This is a genomic window from Campylobacter concisus (assembly GCF_003048835.2).
Classification (GTDB): Bacteria; Campylobacterota; Campylobacteria; order Campylobacterales; family Campylobacteraceae; genus Campylobacter_A; species Campylobacter_A concisus_D.
In genome coordinates this window covers 359,704-374,364 of the sequence record NZ_CP060705.1, presented here as the reverse complement: position 1 = coordinate 374,364, position 14,661 = coordinate 359,704, and the positions used below count along the sequence as shown (strand labels likewise).

Annotated in this window: 14 protein-coding genes; 6 read left to right on the top strand and 8 right to left on the bottom strand. The window is 35.9% G+C overall.

The window, feature by feature from the left end; all coding sequences use genetic code 11:
- Positions 1 to 33: 33 nt before the first annotated feature.
- From CVT08_RS01865 to CVT08_RS01845, 5 genes are all read right to left on the bottom strand, one after another.
- Positions 34 to 1,593, bottom strand: coding sequence for a TraM recognition domain-containing protein (locus tag CVT08_RS01865; RefSeq protein ID WP_107856636.1), 1,560 nt, complete (start codon positions 1,591 to 1,593; stop codon positions 34 to 36).
- Between the two features lies 1 nt (position 1,594).
- Positions 1,595 to 2,152, bottom strand: coding sequence for a ClpP family protease (locus tag CVT08_RS01860; protein ID WP_103606779.1), 558 nt, complete (start codon positions 2,150 to 2,152; stop codon positions 1,595 to 1,597).
- A gap of 96 nt (positions 2,153 to 2,248) precedes the next feature.
- Positions 2,249 to 3,538 carry a hypothetical protein gene (locus CVT08_RS01855; protein ID WP_107856635.1) on the bottom strand — a complete coding sequence of 430 codons (1,290 nt, stop codon included), beginning with the start codon at positions 3,536 to 3,538 and terminating at the stop codon, positions 2,249 to 2,251.
- The gene (locus tag CVT08_RS01850; protein WP_107856634.1) at positions 3,528 to 3,806 is read right to left on the bottom strand and encodes a hypothetical protein; all 279 of its coding nucleotides are present in this window, start codon (positions 3,804 to 3,806) and stop codon (positions 3,528 to 3,530) included. Before CVT08_RS01850 ends, CVT08_RS01855 begins: the two co-directional genes overlap by 11 nt.
- Positions 3,807 to 3,933: 127 nt before the next feature.
- Positions 3,934 to 4,365 (bottom strand): transcriptional regulator, encoded by a 432-nt coding sequence (locus CVT08_RS01845; RefSeq protein WP_021087448.1) that lies wholly within the window; start codon positions 4,363 to 4,365, stop codon positions 3,934 to 3,936.
- Between the two features lie 307 nt (positions 4,366 to 4,672).
- Here CVT08_RS01845 and CVT08_RS01840 point away from each other — a divergent pair, with 307 nt between their 5' ends.
- From CVT08_RS01840 to CVT08_RS01815, 6 genes are all read left to right on the top strand, one after another.
- Complete coding sequence (locus CVT08_RS01840) at positions 4,673 to 5,032, top strand: DUF1566 domain-containing protein (RefSeq protein ID WP_159070995.1); 360 nt, start codon at positions 4,673 to 4,675, stop codon at positions 5,030 to 5,032.
- 26 nt (positions 5,033 to 5,058) lie between these two features.
- Positions 5,059 to 5,505, top strand: coding sequence for a DUF1566 domain-containing protein (locus CVT08_RS01835; protein WP_107856632.1), 447 nt, complete (start codon positions 5,059 to 5,061; stop codon positions 5,503 to 5,505).
- A 225-nt stretch (positions 5,506 to 5,730) separates the two neighbouring features.
- A complete protein-coding gene (locus CVT08_RS01830) occupies positions 5,731 to 6,183 on the top strand; it encodes a DUF1566 domain-containing protein (protein ID WP_035142343.1) in 453 nt (150 codons plus the stop codon).
- 100 nt (positions 6,184 to 6,283) lie between these two features.
- On the top strand, positions 6,284 to 7,930 hold the full coding sequence (locus CVT08_RS01825; protein WP_107856631.1) for an AAA family ATPase: 1,647 nt from the start codon (positions 6,284 to 6,286) through the stop codon (positions 7,928 to 7,930).
- A 4-nt stretch (positions 7,931 to 7,934) separates the two neighbouring features.
- Entirely contained in the window at positions 7,935 to 9,197 is a 1,263-nt protein-coding gene (locus CVT08_RS01820) for a 5-methylcytosine restriction system specificity protein McrC (protein ID WP_107856630.1), read from the top strand.
- A 514-nt stretch (positions 9,198 to 9,711) separates the two neighbouring features.
- Complete coding sequence (locus CVT08_RS01815) at positions 9,712 to 10,950, top strand: hypothetical protein (RefSeq protein WP_107856629.1); 1,239 nt, start codon at positions 9,712 to 9,714, stop codon at positions 10,948 to 10,950.
- Positions 10,951 to 10,971: 21 nt separating this feature from the next.
- Here the strand turns inward: CVT08_RS01815 and CVT08_RS01810 are convergent, their stop codons facing one another.
- From CVT08_RS01810 to CVT08_RS10355, 3 genes are all read right to left on the bottom strand, one after another.
- Complete coding sequence (locus CVT08_RS01810; protein ID WP_107856628.1) at positions 10,972 to 11,259, bottom strand: type II toxin-antitoxin system RelE/ParE family toxin; 288 nt, start codon at positions 11,257 to 11,259, stop codon at positions 10,972 to 10,974.
- Positions 11,260 to 11,511: a hypothetical protein gene (locus CVT08_RS01805; protein WP_107856627.1), complete on the bottom strand. Its 252-nt coding sequence runs from the start codon at positions 11,509 to 11,511 to the stop codon at positions 11,260 to 11,262.
- Between the two features lie 774 nt (positions 11,512 to 12,285).
- A complete protein-coding gene (locus CVT08_RS10355) occupies positions 12,286 to 14,529 on the bottom strand; it encodes a molybdopterin oxidoreductase family protein (protein WP_345942923.1) in 2,244 nt (747 codons plus the stop codon).
- Positions 14,530 to 14,661 lie beyond the last annotated feature (132 nt).

The following is a 14,661-nucleotide window of genomic DNA, read 5'->3' as shown; positions in this document are numbered from 1 at the left end:
CATGGGAAGCTCTCCCATGAGTAAATTTACATCTTATAAAAACTGCCAGAGCTCTTTATCTTCGTCATTTGCTTCATTTGCTTCATTTGCTTCTTGAACTAAAGCATTTAGCTTTTTAAGCAGCGCATCAAGTTTTTGATTTAGCACTGGCACTTCAGACTTCTTTTTTGTCACTATGTCTTGTTTGATGAGCAAAGAGCGCCTTTTAAATAGCTGCTCGTTATATACCAAAATTTCATTATCTCCAAGAGCTACATTAGTAAAACTACTACCGATGCCAAGCTCTTTTTGATAGCTTAGCTCAGCCTTTAATAGGTCATTTTCATCTATAAATATAGGCGAGGCTTTATAAATTTTACCATCGTGGTAATACTCAAATTTTTTTAACTTGCTAAAGTCCTTATCCTCTCCGCTGGCGTATTGTCTGACCGAGTTTTTAAAGAAGTATTGATTGGTTAAATTTCCTACCAGCTCTTTATATCTTGAGTCGCTACCAAGGCTACTTTTTAGCACATCTTCGTTTTGAAAAGCAAGTATTAGCTCAACTCTAGCCTCTCTTAGCACGTCAGCGTGTAGGTCGGTTGATGGATTTAGCACACGCTGCGCCTCGTCTATAAAGATACTAACTGGCACCTTCTCTTCGTTTGCTATGCGTTGCGCCATATTTGAAAGGGTGGAATTTAGCATAAGCTCAACCGCACTATCTTTTAGCCCCTGAGAATTTACAACGACTATCTTTCCTTCATTTAGTAGCTTGCTTATGCTATTGCCATGATAGTTTAGCATCTCATCGTCAGCTATGCTTTGCAAGGCAAAAAGCATAAATGTGTAGTTTGAGAAAAGCCTTGCTTTTTGTGACTCTTCATCATTTCTTACACCTTCATACTCCTTAAAAGCTTGTATGAAATTTTCAGATTTTTCATTAAACTCGCCTAATGCCCAAATTTTCTCATTTAAAGAGTTAGCCAAGTGTCTTCTTTTGCTTATACCTTTTGCAAATGCTGTGTCGCTTTTTACATGGTCATCTACCAGCTTAACTAAGGCATAAAATTTTTTAAAGTCACCTAGCTGCTGGGTTGATTTGCATAAATTTGCAAAGCTTGGCTTTATATCTTTTGCTCTATTTTCTATATATGGGGTGCAAAAACCTTGCTCTGTAAGGTCACATATCGCCTTCATCGTTGAAAGGGACTTTGTAGCGATATTTGCCGCTAAATTTCCCCAAAAAGGATCACGTTTTGTGCCAAATGTCTTTTGAAAGAAATTCATCAATAAACTCTCACTTGCGTCATCCATTATATTTATTTTGTTTCCCCATGGCACATTTATCATTACGACATCTTTTAGTCTGCCATGCTTATTGGCTAGAAATTTAACCTTTTTATGCTCAACTCCTTTGTAGTCAAAGACAAGCATCCCATGCCCTACTTTTATACGCTCATCCATCGCTGGCAGGATCGCTGAAGTGGTCTTACCGCAACCTGTTTGCCCTGTTATCATCGCATGCGTAAAGCTAATAGGTATGCTAAGAGCGTTTGAAGCAGCAGAGAGGGCTGCACCTTTTGTATTATTAATTAGTGAAAAAACTGACATATTATTCTCCTTTATTAGTTGATATTATTTCATTGGCTAGGCCATAAGCGATGGCTGATGATGCGTCTATATAGCAGTCTCTATCGGTGAGCTGTTCTATCTTTGCTATTTTTAGGTTGCTGTTAGCCTTTATCATCTCATTGACTTTTGATTTGATTTTTAAAATTTGATTTGCGATTAGTTCGATGTCGCTTGCCTGACCTGATGCACCACCAAGAGGCTGATGAAGCATGAGGCTTGAGTTTGGCAGCATATAGCGCTTATCTCCGTTTAAAAATATAAGTGCGGACATAGAGGCAGCTAGCCCCACGCAAAATGTATTGATTGGTGATTTTATGGTCTTCATAAAGTCGATTAGTCCAAAGCCATCATATATCGAGCCTCCAGGGCCACTTATATATATGTTTATGTCGCTTTGATCTACGCTGTCAAGATACAAAAGCGTTTTTTGTGTAGTTAGGCAAATTTCTTGATCGATCTGCCCATATAAAAAGATGTTTCTATCAGCTAGTAAGCTCATGTGAATGTCGGCGAAATTTAACTTGTCAAACTCTGCCATCTTCTCTCCTTGTTTTGATTTTTGTGAGAGAAGTTTAAGATAGTAGATGAGCCTTTAAATTCCACCTATTGCTTCTAGAGCCGGTGGCTTGGTAGTTTATAAAAGCTCTAGATCGTTTATGTGATGTCCTAAAGCAGGAGTTCTTTTTTCATCGATGAATAAATTTAAGCTCTTACCTAGAAGATCCTCGAAGTAAATTTTAGCTAGCTCTTTAGAGTTTTTGTATCTAAAAGGAGTATGCACGGCAAGATATAGTCCGTAGATATCATCTATAAGCCACTGCCTTGCGTATCTATCTTTGTTTAATTCAAAATTTTTGTAAGAAAGATCATTTTTTAGATTTTCTAGCTCCTTTTTAAATTTGCTTAATACAAAGATATTTTCATCTTTAAGGGATTTATATATAAGCTCAGGATCTAAAAGTAAGCTATCATCTAAAGATCTTAAGCACTTTTTAGTAGGAGTAGTTTTTATTTTTATCACATTTTGCTTTATCTTCCAAATTTCATCATAAATTTGATCAAAGTTACCAAAAAATGCGGGTGAAAATATAACCAAAGCATCATCTTCTCTAAAGCTTATATATCTATCTTTAAAAATTTCAAGCTCAAAAATTTCTGATCCCATATTGCTAAAAACTAGCGCTTGGTTATCTCTATCTAGCCCCATCACAAAGCCTCTTTTTATGATCAAAACATTCATGGATTTTAAAAATCTCTGAACTTTTGCCTCGTCATAAACATAGCTTAAAAGATAACGCGTCATATCATCTGGCTGACTAATTGAAAAGTCTTTGTATTCGCCCTTCCAAAAGTACTCCCCTAGGTTTAAACACATCATTATAAAAGCAGCGTCTTGCATATATGCAAATTTTTTATCATCGCCTATTGATCTACTTTTTAGAGATTTTACATGCTTTTCTAGGTCATCATTTGGAGCTAGGATATAACTATTTTTATCGTTTATATGCTGTTTTTGGCTCGGTGCTAAATTTCGATCTAGCTTTATAAGCGCAAAAAACTCTTCACATATCTTCTCTAGTTTTATATTTATTTGCTTTCTTTTACTCTTTATTTGTTCATCAAAATTTTTGATGTAGCCACGAAGTCTTGGCACATTTACTATTAGATCTTCGTCTTTACCACAAACTTTGCAAACTTTATCCATAAATTTTTCAGTCTGCTTATCTCTTTCTTTATCAACCAACTTTTTAAGTATAGGTAGATCATTTTCTTTACTAAAATCATAAAATTTACCAACAAAAAGAGAGAGCGCATATGTATTTACAATAGAGTTTAAAATAGGTGTTTGATTTATTTTAAGGTTTTTATCTGGTTGCTTTTTGTTTCTGCCATTAAAAATTTTATATTCAAGCTCAAATGGCATGTTTTCTCCTTGTAGTTTTTTTGATATTGCCTGTAGTGTTTTGACAGACTGCATCCACCAAAATTCTATCTATATTTTTATTAGTTTTCCAAAAAACAAAGCAAAAATATTGCTGAAATGATAAGTCATAGCCGTCTGTTCTATTTTGAAGCACATAGATTGATTGAACACCTGTATCTATAATGTATTTGAAATTGCTAGTAGCACCTCTTTCTAATCCATACACCATACTAGCCAAAAAGCATACAACAAATAATGCCTTTTTCATCGAGAACTACTTTTTCTATAAGTAAAAATTTGCAAGTATATTATTCATTACGAACTTTATTTAATATAAAATTTATTCTAACTACATATTTTCTAGGTAGGGCATCTTTATAGTGAGTAGAAGGTGGTTATAAAAGAGAAATATCTCTCATATGTCTTAGCGTTTGCTCTTTGTTTTTCTCTAGAATTTCTATTAGCCTTGATAAGAGTGGCTCTGAAGCATATTGACAAAGATCTATGATGCGACTTATGTTTTGTAAATTTTCATATTCTTTGTCATTGTAATTACATTTATTGACCATATCTTTTAAAAAGCTTGAGATATTAAGGTCGTCTATAAAAAGTTCTTGTTCGCTTACTCCAAGGGCTTTTGCTATATAAGGTATGAGCTCAGCCTTGATCTCTCTATTTCCATTGAGGTAGTTATATATAGATGGCAAAGACGGCACTTCACCTGTGCTTTTTAGCCTAGGTTCAAGATCTATAAATTTTTGGACAAAGTCTTTTTTCTTTAACTTTTTACTTCTTAGGATCGCATTTATTCTTTCATAAATTTGCATTTTACACTCTTTGAAATTGCTCTAAATTTAAGAAGTATAATTGATAAAAAAATACTATATGAATTAAGTATTCAATAAGAATAATTCTAATAAGATTATCCGTATAGTAAATTTTTTCTTAATAGTGATAGTTTTTATAAACCAACATACGTCATCAGGTTAATAGGTCTAATTTCAAGCAAAACAAGAAAGGATAAAGATGAAAAAGATAGCTTTTATGTTTGCGCTTTTGCTGTGTTGCGGCTCTGCGTTTGCGTTTGATCAAATTGTGGGCGATATAACTACCGGATTTAGCAGAGATAACCGATTGGAAGTCGTTAGAGACAATATATATAAGCTGATGTGGCAAGATGGTGATTTGCCACCATTTCGTATGTATTATGACAAAGCAGTCCAATACTGCGAAAATTTAAATTTTGCTGGCTTTGATGACTGGCGGCTACCTACAGTAAACGAGCTTTTAAGCATCATTGACTACAGCAAGTATAGTTCTGCTATGAATTTAGCTTTTAAGTATGCCGACATACCTAGCGGCAAGTACTGGAGCTCTACAAAGAGCGCCGACGACTCGTCTGATGTGTGGGTCGTGGATTTCGATAACGGCGAAGATTTCCGCTACAGCGTTTCATCTCATAAAGGCTTAGTGCGGTGCGTCCGGCAGTATTGATTTTAAAATTTAAGAAAGGATAAAAGATGAAAAGACATATAGCCGTTTTTTTGCTGCTTTGCGGTTTGCTTCACGCAGAAGCTCTAAGACCTACGTGCTACCGAGATAACGATAAAAACGTAGTGATATGTAGCGAAAAAAAGCTGGGAAGACTAATGTGGCAGGATGAAAAGCAAATTTTTGAAGGAACGTTGGAGCAGGCGCAGGAGTACTGCAAAACATTAAGTCTAGCCGGATACAAAGACTGGAGGCTACCAACCAGAACGGAGCTACTAAGCATAGAGGATAAGAGTAGATATAACCCCGCTCTAAATACCGCTTTTAGATACATAGCAGACTCCGGCCATATATGGTACTGGAGCCAAACTAAAGACGCCAACGGCTCGCCTAATGCGTGGTACGTGGATTTCCGGAACGGCGGCGGTTCCTGGAACAGCGGTCCTCTCTTCGTGCGGTGCGTCCGACAGTATTAATTTTTGAAAGGATTTGAAAGAGTTGCGATATAAAAATTTGTCTATATTTAGAGCTTCTATGAGATTTTGCGTCTATTTAGAAAACAGTGTGGTGAAAAACTTATAAATTTAAAAAAGCTTCGTTTCTAACTCATATAAAATGGGCTAAGTAAAAGGTGGCTTTGATAAATGAAAGCCTGGAAAATATCCAAGCGATATATAACTTTAAAAAGTAAAGGAAGATGGATGAAAAAATGCATAACTATATCTTTGTTGCTTTGCGGACTGCTTCACGCAGAGGCGCTAAGCACTGCGTGCTACCGAGATAATGATAAAAACGTAGTGATATGTAGTGAAAAGAATCTAGGAAGACTAATGTGGCAGGATGAAAAACAAATTTTTGAAGGAACGTGGGAGCAGGCGCAAGAATACTGCAAGATAGTAAACCTAGCCGGATACAAAGACTGGAGGCTACCGACCGGAACAGAGCTGCTAAGTATAACGGATGAAGTAAGATCCAACCTCGCTCTAAATACCGCTTTTAAATACATAGCAGACTCCGAATTACCATGGTACTGGAGCTCTACCAAACATAACATCTACTCGTCTAATGCGATGATCATGCGTTTCAATAGCGGCCGCGCTGGCTGGGACGACATTTCTCATCGCTACTTCGTGCGGTGCGTCCGACAGGATTGATTTTTGAAATTTCTTTTTTTGAGAAATTCGGACTTAATGGAGGCGCTTTGAAAAGCCTTTTGCTCCCATTACGGGAGCTTTTTAAATTTTGGAGAATAAAATGACAAATTTTACGGCAGAACAGATAATAAAAATAAACGAAATTTTTAGCAGAGTTGTCGACTGCAAGGGAAATTTGAAAGTGTTTAGGGGGTTTGATTGGAGTTTAACTGAAACAGGCGGTAAATTTAACAATCAAATTTTTCCTATTGTATATACAAGAGAATACGTGGATAGCGCAAACAATACTAAATACAAAGACACGTTTGATAGAAATGAAGCCAACCAAAAACAAAGCGATGAACAAAAATTTAATAAAATTCATGAAAACGGTTTAAATACTTTTTATTTAAATCCAAAAACTATGCTTAAAATAGGTGACGCCGACATAAAAACTCTTGGTATAACCGCATCGAATTTTAAGATAGGCGATATAAAAAATAACCAAAATATAGATCAATACTTTTCGATTCTGCTAAATAAATTTCCAAACGAGATCAAAAAAGACGACCTTGTAATTTTATATACAGCGTTTTATGAGCTTTTACAAGTTTGCGATTTTAAATTCGATAGCGATAAAAAGGTCTTGTATATAAATATTTTTCAAAAGCTAATAGAATATTTTAAAGATGGTAAAAATAGCTTTTATGTTTATACACAAAAGGGTGGCACTGAAGAAATGCGAGGAGAAAACTGGGCTTTAAATATGTGCTTTAAAATTCATCAAATACTTTGCTTGTTGCTGTCCAAGATTAATTGGAGTAACGATGGAAGCGGAGAGCAACTAACAGATGATGAGCTAAGAGAAATTTTAGGCGATCTCTTTGGAATTTTTGCGGATTTTAGAAAAGCTATTTGGGAAGCTATAGGCATAATTATTAAAAATAAAGTTCTAAGAGAGCTTACTAAGGGTTCTAAAAACATCATCTACTATGGTGCGCCTGGAACCGGCAAGACGAAATTCGTAAAAGACTGCCTTGATATTTTAGACACAAACCGCGCTAGAACCGAGTGGGTACAGTTTCATAGTGGTTTTGAATACGAGGATTTTATAGACGGCATAAAACCAAACGGCATACAAAACGGAAATTTAAATTTAGCTTTGACAAACGGCATATTTAAAGAATTTTGCTTAAAAGCGGCGCAAAACGAAAAAGAAAATTTCTTTTTTATAGTCGATGAGATAAATAGAGCCGACATAGCAGCGGTATTTGGCGAGACGTTATCGCTTTTAGAAGAGAATTACCGCGGAGAAAGCATAAAGAACAAAAACTTTCCGTTAAGCAATCAAGAATTTTTTATACCTGCAAATATCTATTTCATCGGTATGATGAACGATGTGGATAAGAGCATAGACTGCTTTGATTTGGCTCTTAGAAGGCGCTTTGCGTGGGTCTTGATGGAATGTAATTATGAGGTTGTAGAAAATGTGACAGATGAAGACTATACGGCAAAATGCAAAAATTTAAACCAATATATTACTGGCAAAACGTATGAGTTAAATGGCAAACAAGAACAAGACGGCTTAAATTTAGGTAGAGCTTATGAGATAGGGCATTCGTATTTTTTAAGAAAAGAGGTATTAAACGAAGAAGAGATATGGAACAGACATATAGAGCCTATCTTGAGAGAGTATATAAGAACTCAGTTTGGTGACCGTGACGCGGAAGATAAGCTAAATATAGCTAGGGAAATTTTCATAGGCTAATGCGATGTTTGAAGATAACAGCTGCTACAAGTGTGCCGAGCATCAAAAAGAAATAACCTTTGATGAGCTGATAAAAGGTAAGACGGATGTAATTTTTTTAAATGGACGGCACGATAAATTTGATCCAAAGAAAAAAGACGGCAAAGATGCGCACTATATCCTTAAAAGATGCAAAGACGATAACTATGTATTTGACAATTACATAGGCCGTTTTACCTTTGAAGGACAAGAATATATCATAAACTCGCGTTTTGGCAAAGAACTAGAAGCCGAGCTTTTTAAAACTATCGACTCGTCGTTTTTTAGCTCTGGCAGTAGCGTCGCCGAGATAAATGGCGAGATCCCTATGGACCACATCCTTTACGCCTCGTTTATCAGCCGCTTAAAGCTAGCCAAGTTAAGCGGCTTTCCAAGCGTTTATAAGAAAATTCCTTTTAGAGACTACGCCCTGCACGGAAGCCTTGACGTTAAAAATTTTATCAAAAAAGATCAGCCCTTTATGGGTAAAATTTCAAGTCGAAAAAGCTCGCGAGTGCCTGACGAAGTAGTCGCAAGGGTGCTTTTAAAAGCTTACGATATCTTGGTTAGAAAAAACACTAAATTCGCACTTTATGACAAAGAAATAAAGAATTTTTTGCTAGCCAATGCTAACGGCGAGATGAAAAGCATCAGAGATATAGATGCGGCTTTGAACTCAAAATCCGTGATGAACGAGCTTTACAAAGACTACAAAATTGCCCTTCAAATCGCTAGGATTATCATTTTGCAAGATTCTAGATATACGAACGAAAGCGCCGTCAAAAATCTAAATTTTGGTTATTTACTGTATGCGCCCAACCTTTTTGAACTTTATGTCGAGAGGCTCATAAGAAGTGTATTAGGCGAATTTGGCGGTAAATTTAGCCTAGAGACTCAGTATAAAATTCCAGGCTTGGATTTGAGACCTGATTTTGCGATAAAAGATGAAGAAGGGAAAATTTTAGCTGTTTTGGATGCTAAATATAGGCATTTTTATAATGCCTATATAGGTGAAACTGATTGCAAGAATTTGCTACAAATAAAACAATACGTGGAGAAAGCCGGTTCAAACACTGGAATTCTAATCTATGCCAAAAGTAACGTCTTTAATGAGCCAAAAAACATAAGACATAGTTCTGAAAACAAAATTTTTATACTCAGTGTATTAAAAAATGATAATAAAACATCTGCTGACAAATTTAAAAAGTATCTTAAGAAGATTTTAGAAACTATAAAAGAAAAAAGATAATGTGAAAACATTATAAAGGTTGCAGCGTTTATGGCCATAAGATTGTTGGATACAAAAGCTGTTTTATCCATAGAAGGATATATGGTAAAGATGTTCTTTTAAAAGAAAAAAGATAGTATCGCTGTCTATGTGGATATAAGATAAAAGGCACTATATCATCAAGTGATCCGCTAGTAGTCGAAGTGCTAAGCTGAGAAACATACTGTAAAGATATGCTTTAAAGATAAAAAATAAAATACGTAAAATATGCGATTAGAAAAATGCCTATGTAGCAGATGATGCACAAACAAGTTAGCAGGGGTAGGCATAAAGGACTTATTTAGTCTAGCTCTAGAATATGACTTATATTTTAAAAGAATGTAGGTCAAATCTCTCTTTTACATTAAAAAGCCTCGCAGAGCCCAAAGGTTTAGAGCTCTCTAAACCAATTTGGGCAATAAAATGGTTTAGACGAATGATCTTTGCCCAAACACATATAATTACTATAAATAGATATTAAATTTAAAGAGGCAATATGTTTAAAAACCAACAAGCAAACATAACATTTGAGCTAGCTAGTGACCGCACAAATGCTCACAATAGCAGAGAAGAAAAACCTGGCTACCTAATGCCAGGATACTATCTAAACGAAAAATATGGCATCTTGAAAAAGCCTGTGAGGCACGTAAGATTAAATAAGCTTAGCTTTGATGACTTATGGCAAAAAAGAAGAGATGAGATGAAGTATGAAGTATCACATCTTGGCAAGATAAAGCTGATAGATAAGCATAAGGGCAAAAAACCACTAAAACAAAACTGTCACTATGAATGCGTCATAGGGCTAAACGAGCATACGCAACTATCAAGCTTACTAAAATCCATAAAAGCTGTAAGCAAAATTTTAAATATTGAACCCATAAATTTATACATTCATAGTGATGAGGGGCACCTTTTGAGAAAGAGCGATAACAAGGAGATATTTCCACTATTTCATGATGAAAATGGCAAACTAGGTGGCACATACATTACAGATAAGGATGGCAGGGCTTATTACATACATATAAAAGAGAGCATAAATGGTAAGCAGTACTATGAAAAAGGGGCTGAACTCGAATATGAAAAATTTGAACCAATATTTCAAAAGCATGCTCATGTAGAATGGAATAGCCTAGTAAATGGCAGAAACCAAATGCAAAGATTTAAGAAGAATACAACTGATCCGAATTTGGACTATAAAACCGTTTTTAAAACTGTATATAACACAAACGCTGAAATTCTGGGAATGATAAAAGGAGATGGTGGCAGTAAGCATAAGAAACTAAAAGCTTTTAGAGTAGCTAGTGAAAATGATAAGCTTATGAAAAAACTAGAAGAGCTAGAGGCTATCATCGAAAAAGATGAGACATATATAGGGATCATTACTGGATATAGTGAAGAGCAAAAAGTAAAGGTAGAAGAGCTAGAGCATGAAAATCAAACACTAAGAACAAGGCTTAGCGATCAAGAAAGCTTATATAGAGCTCAAGAGATTGAGCTACAAACTACTAAAAATGAGCTTTGTAAAGCCAATGAAGAGATTATTGAAAAGAATAGTGAAATAGAGTTTGCAAGAGAAGAGATAAGGCAAGTAAAAGAAGAAATTTATAATCTAGTCATAACTCATGCAAATACAAATATCAAGCTAAAAAGAGAGCTTGAACACTTTGGTATAGCCTTTCCTGTGGAGATTAAGATGCAAGAGCTAAATAGTAATTTAGAGCTACAGTCTTTATAAATTTAAGCTAATAGCGTATTTCTATGAGTAAGGAGTAAGATTGTGCTTATATATTGCAAGTATTTTTATCTGATCTTGTTCTATACGAAAGACTACCACATATCCTTTAAAGATAAGATCTCTCGTGTCTTCTCTATTGATTGTTTTATTTTTTCTAAATCTATAAGGCATATAAGAGATGCTTTTTAGCCTTTCTAATAGCTCGCAATAAAAAGTCCAAGCAGCTTCAACGCTATCCTTAGAGTAAAAATCTAAAATGGCATCAAGTTGGCTTAGAAATTCCTTGCTTAAATAAGGAATTTGCTGCATTTAGGCACCGTATTTTTTAAAAAGAGAATTTACATGAGCATTCATTTCGTCCATTGAGACATACTCTAGCTCTCCTTTATCATCCATATCAGAAATCCTCTTTAGATGCTCTTCGTCCTCTTTACTAAGATAGTTTTGCTGCTCACTATAGGTTTCAAAAATAGCAGCTGGATCTATTTTAAAAAGTAGAGCCTTTATCGCTTCAAGAGTGGTATTATCTGCAGTTGTTTGAATGTTTATCATGGTAGTCATAAAAGTCCTTTTAAATTTGGGTAGATTATAGCACTTTAGAGTCTTTGATTTTATTAAAACAAAAATTTCTATAGCTAAAAATTTTAGAAAAAGTTGTCCTGATAATCGGACAAGTTTTTTATTAAAAATGCTCTAAAGCTTCCTTAAAATCATAGAATACTTGTTACAGAAAATTTGAGACTTTGTTACAGAAAATCAGCAAAAATAAAGCTTTAAAATATATAATCTCCATATCAATAAAAAGCCGCATATATCGGGCTTTTGAAAGGTTAAAAAGTGATAAAAGTCATAAACTTGGCGGAGTGTCCCTCTCTGTCCGCCACCAATTACAAACAATCACAAACTTTTATCAACTTTTGCAAACATTAAGCCACAATTTTAACGTTATTTTAAAACCTTTATTTAAAAAGTTACAAACAATAGCAAACTATTATTATCATAACTTTTTAGCTGGCTGTTTGGCTGACTAGCTCAAAAAATAGCCAAAACATTTGCCTTAGTCAGCTAAAAGAAAAACAATACCTATACTCTCACGCCAATTAGTGATCACAGAATTTAAAAGTTAAAGCCAACAAAGCTTTTACGCATACAAGCTTTAAAAGTCTAAGAGCCTTGATAGATGTAAAAAATAGAGATAGCACTTCATAGTAATTTTAAAAAATAGCCCTTTCTTACTATGAAATTTCATCTAAAACAATAGGAAATTTTAGTTAATAAAAGTTGATTTACTATTAAAATTTGAATTAAAAAATCAAGGGCATTGCGCCCTTGAAATTATGATCTAACAGGTGAAAGATAAGGTTTTTCAGAGTGCATAGACATCTCGTTTTGTTGTCTAAATGCTATATACTCGTCTTCGCTTAACCTTTTTATGTTAGCTATAGTGATCTTAAGAGGTGTGATACCTGAGAGCGGATCGTGGTCTTGTGCATTTGCGAGCTCATTGCCATCAGCCTCACTATAGTGGAAAGTCGTAAATATCGTACTCTCCCTAAGGTCAGGATTTACGCGAAGTTTAGCTGCGATCCTGCCGCGTTTGTTCTCTACCATTGCGTAGCAGCCATCTTCTAGCTCTCTTTCTCTTGCGATATCAGGGCTTACTTCGATTAGCGGACCTTCGATGCCAGCACCATACTCTAGCGGTGGGCACTCTCTAGTCATCGTTCCTGTGTGGTAGTGATAAACTTTTCTACCTGTTGTAAATAGGCAAGGATAGACCTCATCAGGCACTTCGCTCATTGCGCCTGAACCTACTGGATAGCCATCAGGTATATGCATTTTGGCTTTAAATTCAGCCTCCATGCTTGCACGCTTATCTTTATCGTCAGCGTAAAGTACTGGAGCTAGGCGGAATTTACCATCAGGTAGCATTGATTTGTGATCAGTATAAAGATCAGGTGTGCCTGGATGATCTTCATCAGGGCATGGCCAGCTGATGCCACCTAGTTTTTCAAGTCTATAGTAGCTGATACCGCCAAAGAATTTAGGCATTAGTTTTCTAAGCTCATCCCAAACCTCTTCTGCACTTAAGAAGTCAAATCCCTCAAGACCCATAGCTTTTGCGATGTTACAAACTACTTTCCAGTCAGGCTCTACACCGCCTACTGGCTCGCTTGCTTTTCTAGTTCTTTGAACGCGGCGAGATGTGTTGATAAATGTTCCATCTTTCTCACCCCAACCAGCTGCAGGTAAGACGACATCGGCTTTTTGAGCACTTTCAGTAAAGAATAGATCTTGTACGATAAAGCAGTCTAGGTGGTGTGTAGCATGCACAAAGTGCTCTGTCCAAGGGTCACTCATAACAGGGTTTTCGCCATAAACGTAAAGCACTTTTAGCTCGCCGCTATCCATCTTATCAGGTGCGTATGTTAGTTTAAAGCCAGGCACTGGGTTTAGCTCAAAGTGCCAAACTTTGCGAGCTTGCTCTTGTGCATAAGCGCTATTTACTGCACCTGCTGGGATGACGTTAGGTAGTGCGCCCATATCGCATGAGCCTTGAACGTTGTTTTGTCCACGAAGTGGATTTACTCCAGCGCCTTTTTTACCTAAATTTCCTGTTAGGATCGCTAAATTTGAAAGTGAGAAGACATTTGATGTGCCGTCGCTAAACTGAGTGATACCCATAGTGTAGCAAATAGCAGCACTGCCAGCTTTTGCATACATCCTAGCAGCCTCAGTGATAAGCTCTTTTTTGATGCCAGTCTCACGCTCAAATCTCTCAGGAGTGAAGTCTTTTACCGCTTCTTTTAGGTACTCAAAACCCTCTGCATATTTTTCGATAAATTCACTATCTTGTAAATTTTCAGAGATGATGACGTTCATCATTGTGTTTAGTGTTTTGATGTTTGAGCCAACTGGAATTTGCAAGAATATATCGGCTTTTTTAGCCATATCTGTGCGTTTTGGATCCACGACGATCATTTTTGCACCACGCTCTAAGCCTCTTTGCATCTGCATAGCGATGATTGGGTGGCATTCGCTTGTATTTGTGCCTATTAGTAAAAATACATCTGTATCAGTCGCAAACTCAACAAGATCGTTTGTCATTGTTCCGTTTCCAAGGGTGCTGGCAAGACCTGCCACTGTTGGAGCGTGTCAAAGACGAGCGCAGTGATCTACGTTGTTACTTCCTAAAGCACGAAAGAATTTTTGAAATACATAGTTGTCTTCGTTGTTTGAACGAGCTGAACTAAAGCCCATGATAGAACTTGGACCATATTTTTCTACGCTATTTTTAAAAGTCTTTCCTAAAAATTCATAAACCTCTTCAAAGCTAACCTCTTCGAGTTTGCCCTCTTTGTTAAACTCTCCGTTTAGTTTTCTCATCATTGGTTTTGTTAAACGTTTTGGAGAATTTACAAATTCCCAACCAAACATACCTTTTAAGCACAACTCGCCATCATTTACATGGTGGTTATCAGTCGGCTTTGCATCGACTATCCTACCGTTTTCTACGATAAGGTCTATGCCGCAACCAGTTCCGCAATACGGACAGGTTGTTTGAACAATCTTTTGCATAGATTTCCTTTCAAGTAATATTTCTAATAGTTCGGTTATTATATACCTTATAAAATAAAAGTAGTTTTAAAATTAATTATTTTATTTAAAAAAAATTTAAGTAATATGCAAAATTTGCATATTACTTTGACG

Coding starts and splice junctions, on each gene's coding strand:
- CVT08_RS01865 (WP_107856636.1), bottom strand. CDS start 1,593: ATGTCAGTTTTTTCACTAATTAATAATACAAAAGGTGCAGCCCTCTCT.
- CVT08_RS01860 (WP_103606779.1), bottom strand. CDS start 2,152: ATGGCAGAGTTTGACAAGTTAAATTTCGCCGACATTCACATGAGCTTA.
- CVT08_RS01855 (WP_107856635.1), bottom strand. CDS start 3,538: ATGCCATTTGAGCTTGAATATAAAATTTTTAATGGCAGAAACAAAAAG.
- CVT08_RS01850 (WP_107856634.1), bottom strand. CDS start 3,806: ATGAAAAAGGCATTATTTGTTGTATGCTTTTTGGCTAGTATGGTGTAT.
- CVT08_RS01845 (WP_021087448.1), bottom strand. CDS start 4,365: ATGCAAATTTATGAAAGAATAAATGCGATCCTAAGAAGTAAAAAGTTA.
- CVT08_RS01835 (WP_107856632.1), top strand. CDS start 5,059: ATGAAAAGACATATAGCCGTTTTTTTGCTGCTTTGCGGTTTGCTTCAC.
- CVT08_RS01830 (WP_035142343.1), top strand. CDS start 5,731: ATGAAAAAATGCATAACTATATCTTTGTTGCTTTGCGGACTGCTTCAC.
- CVT08_RS01825 (WP_107856631.1), top strand. CDS start 6,284: ATGACAAATTTTACGGCAGAACAGATAATAAAAATAAACGAAATTTTT.
- CVT08_RS01820 (WP_107856630.1), top strand. CDS start 7,935: ATGTTTGAAGATAACAGCTGCTACAAGTGTGCCGAGCATCAAAAAGAA.
- CVT08_RS01815 (WP_107856629.1), top strand. CDS start 9,712: ATGTTTAAAAACCAACAAGCAAACATAACATTTGAGCTAGCTAGTGAC.
- CVT08_RS01810 (WP_107856628.1), bottom strand. CDS start 11,259: ATGCAGCAAATTCCTTATTTAAGCAAGGAATTTCTAAGCCAACTTGAT.
- CVT08_RS01805 (WP_107856627.1), bottom strand. CDS start 11,511: ATGACTACCATGATAAACATTCAAACAACTGCAGATAATACCACTCTT.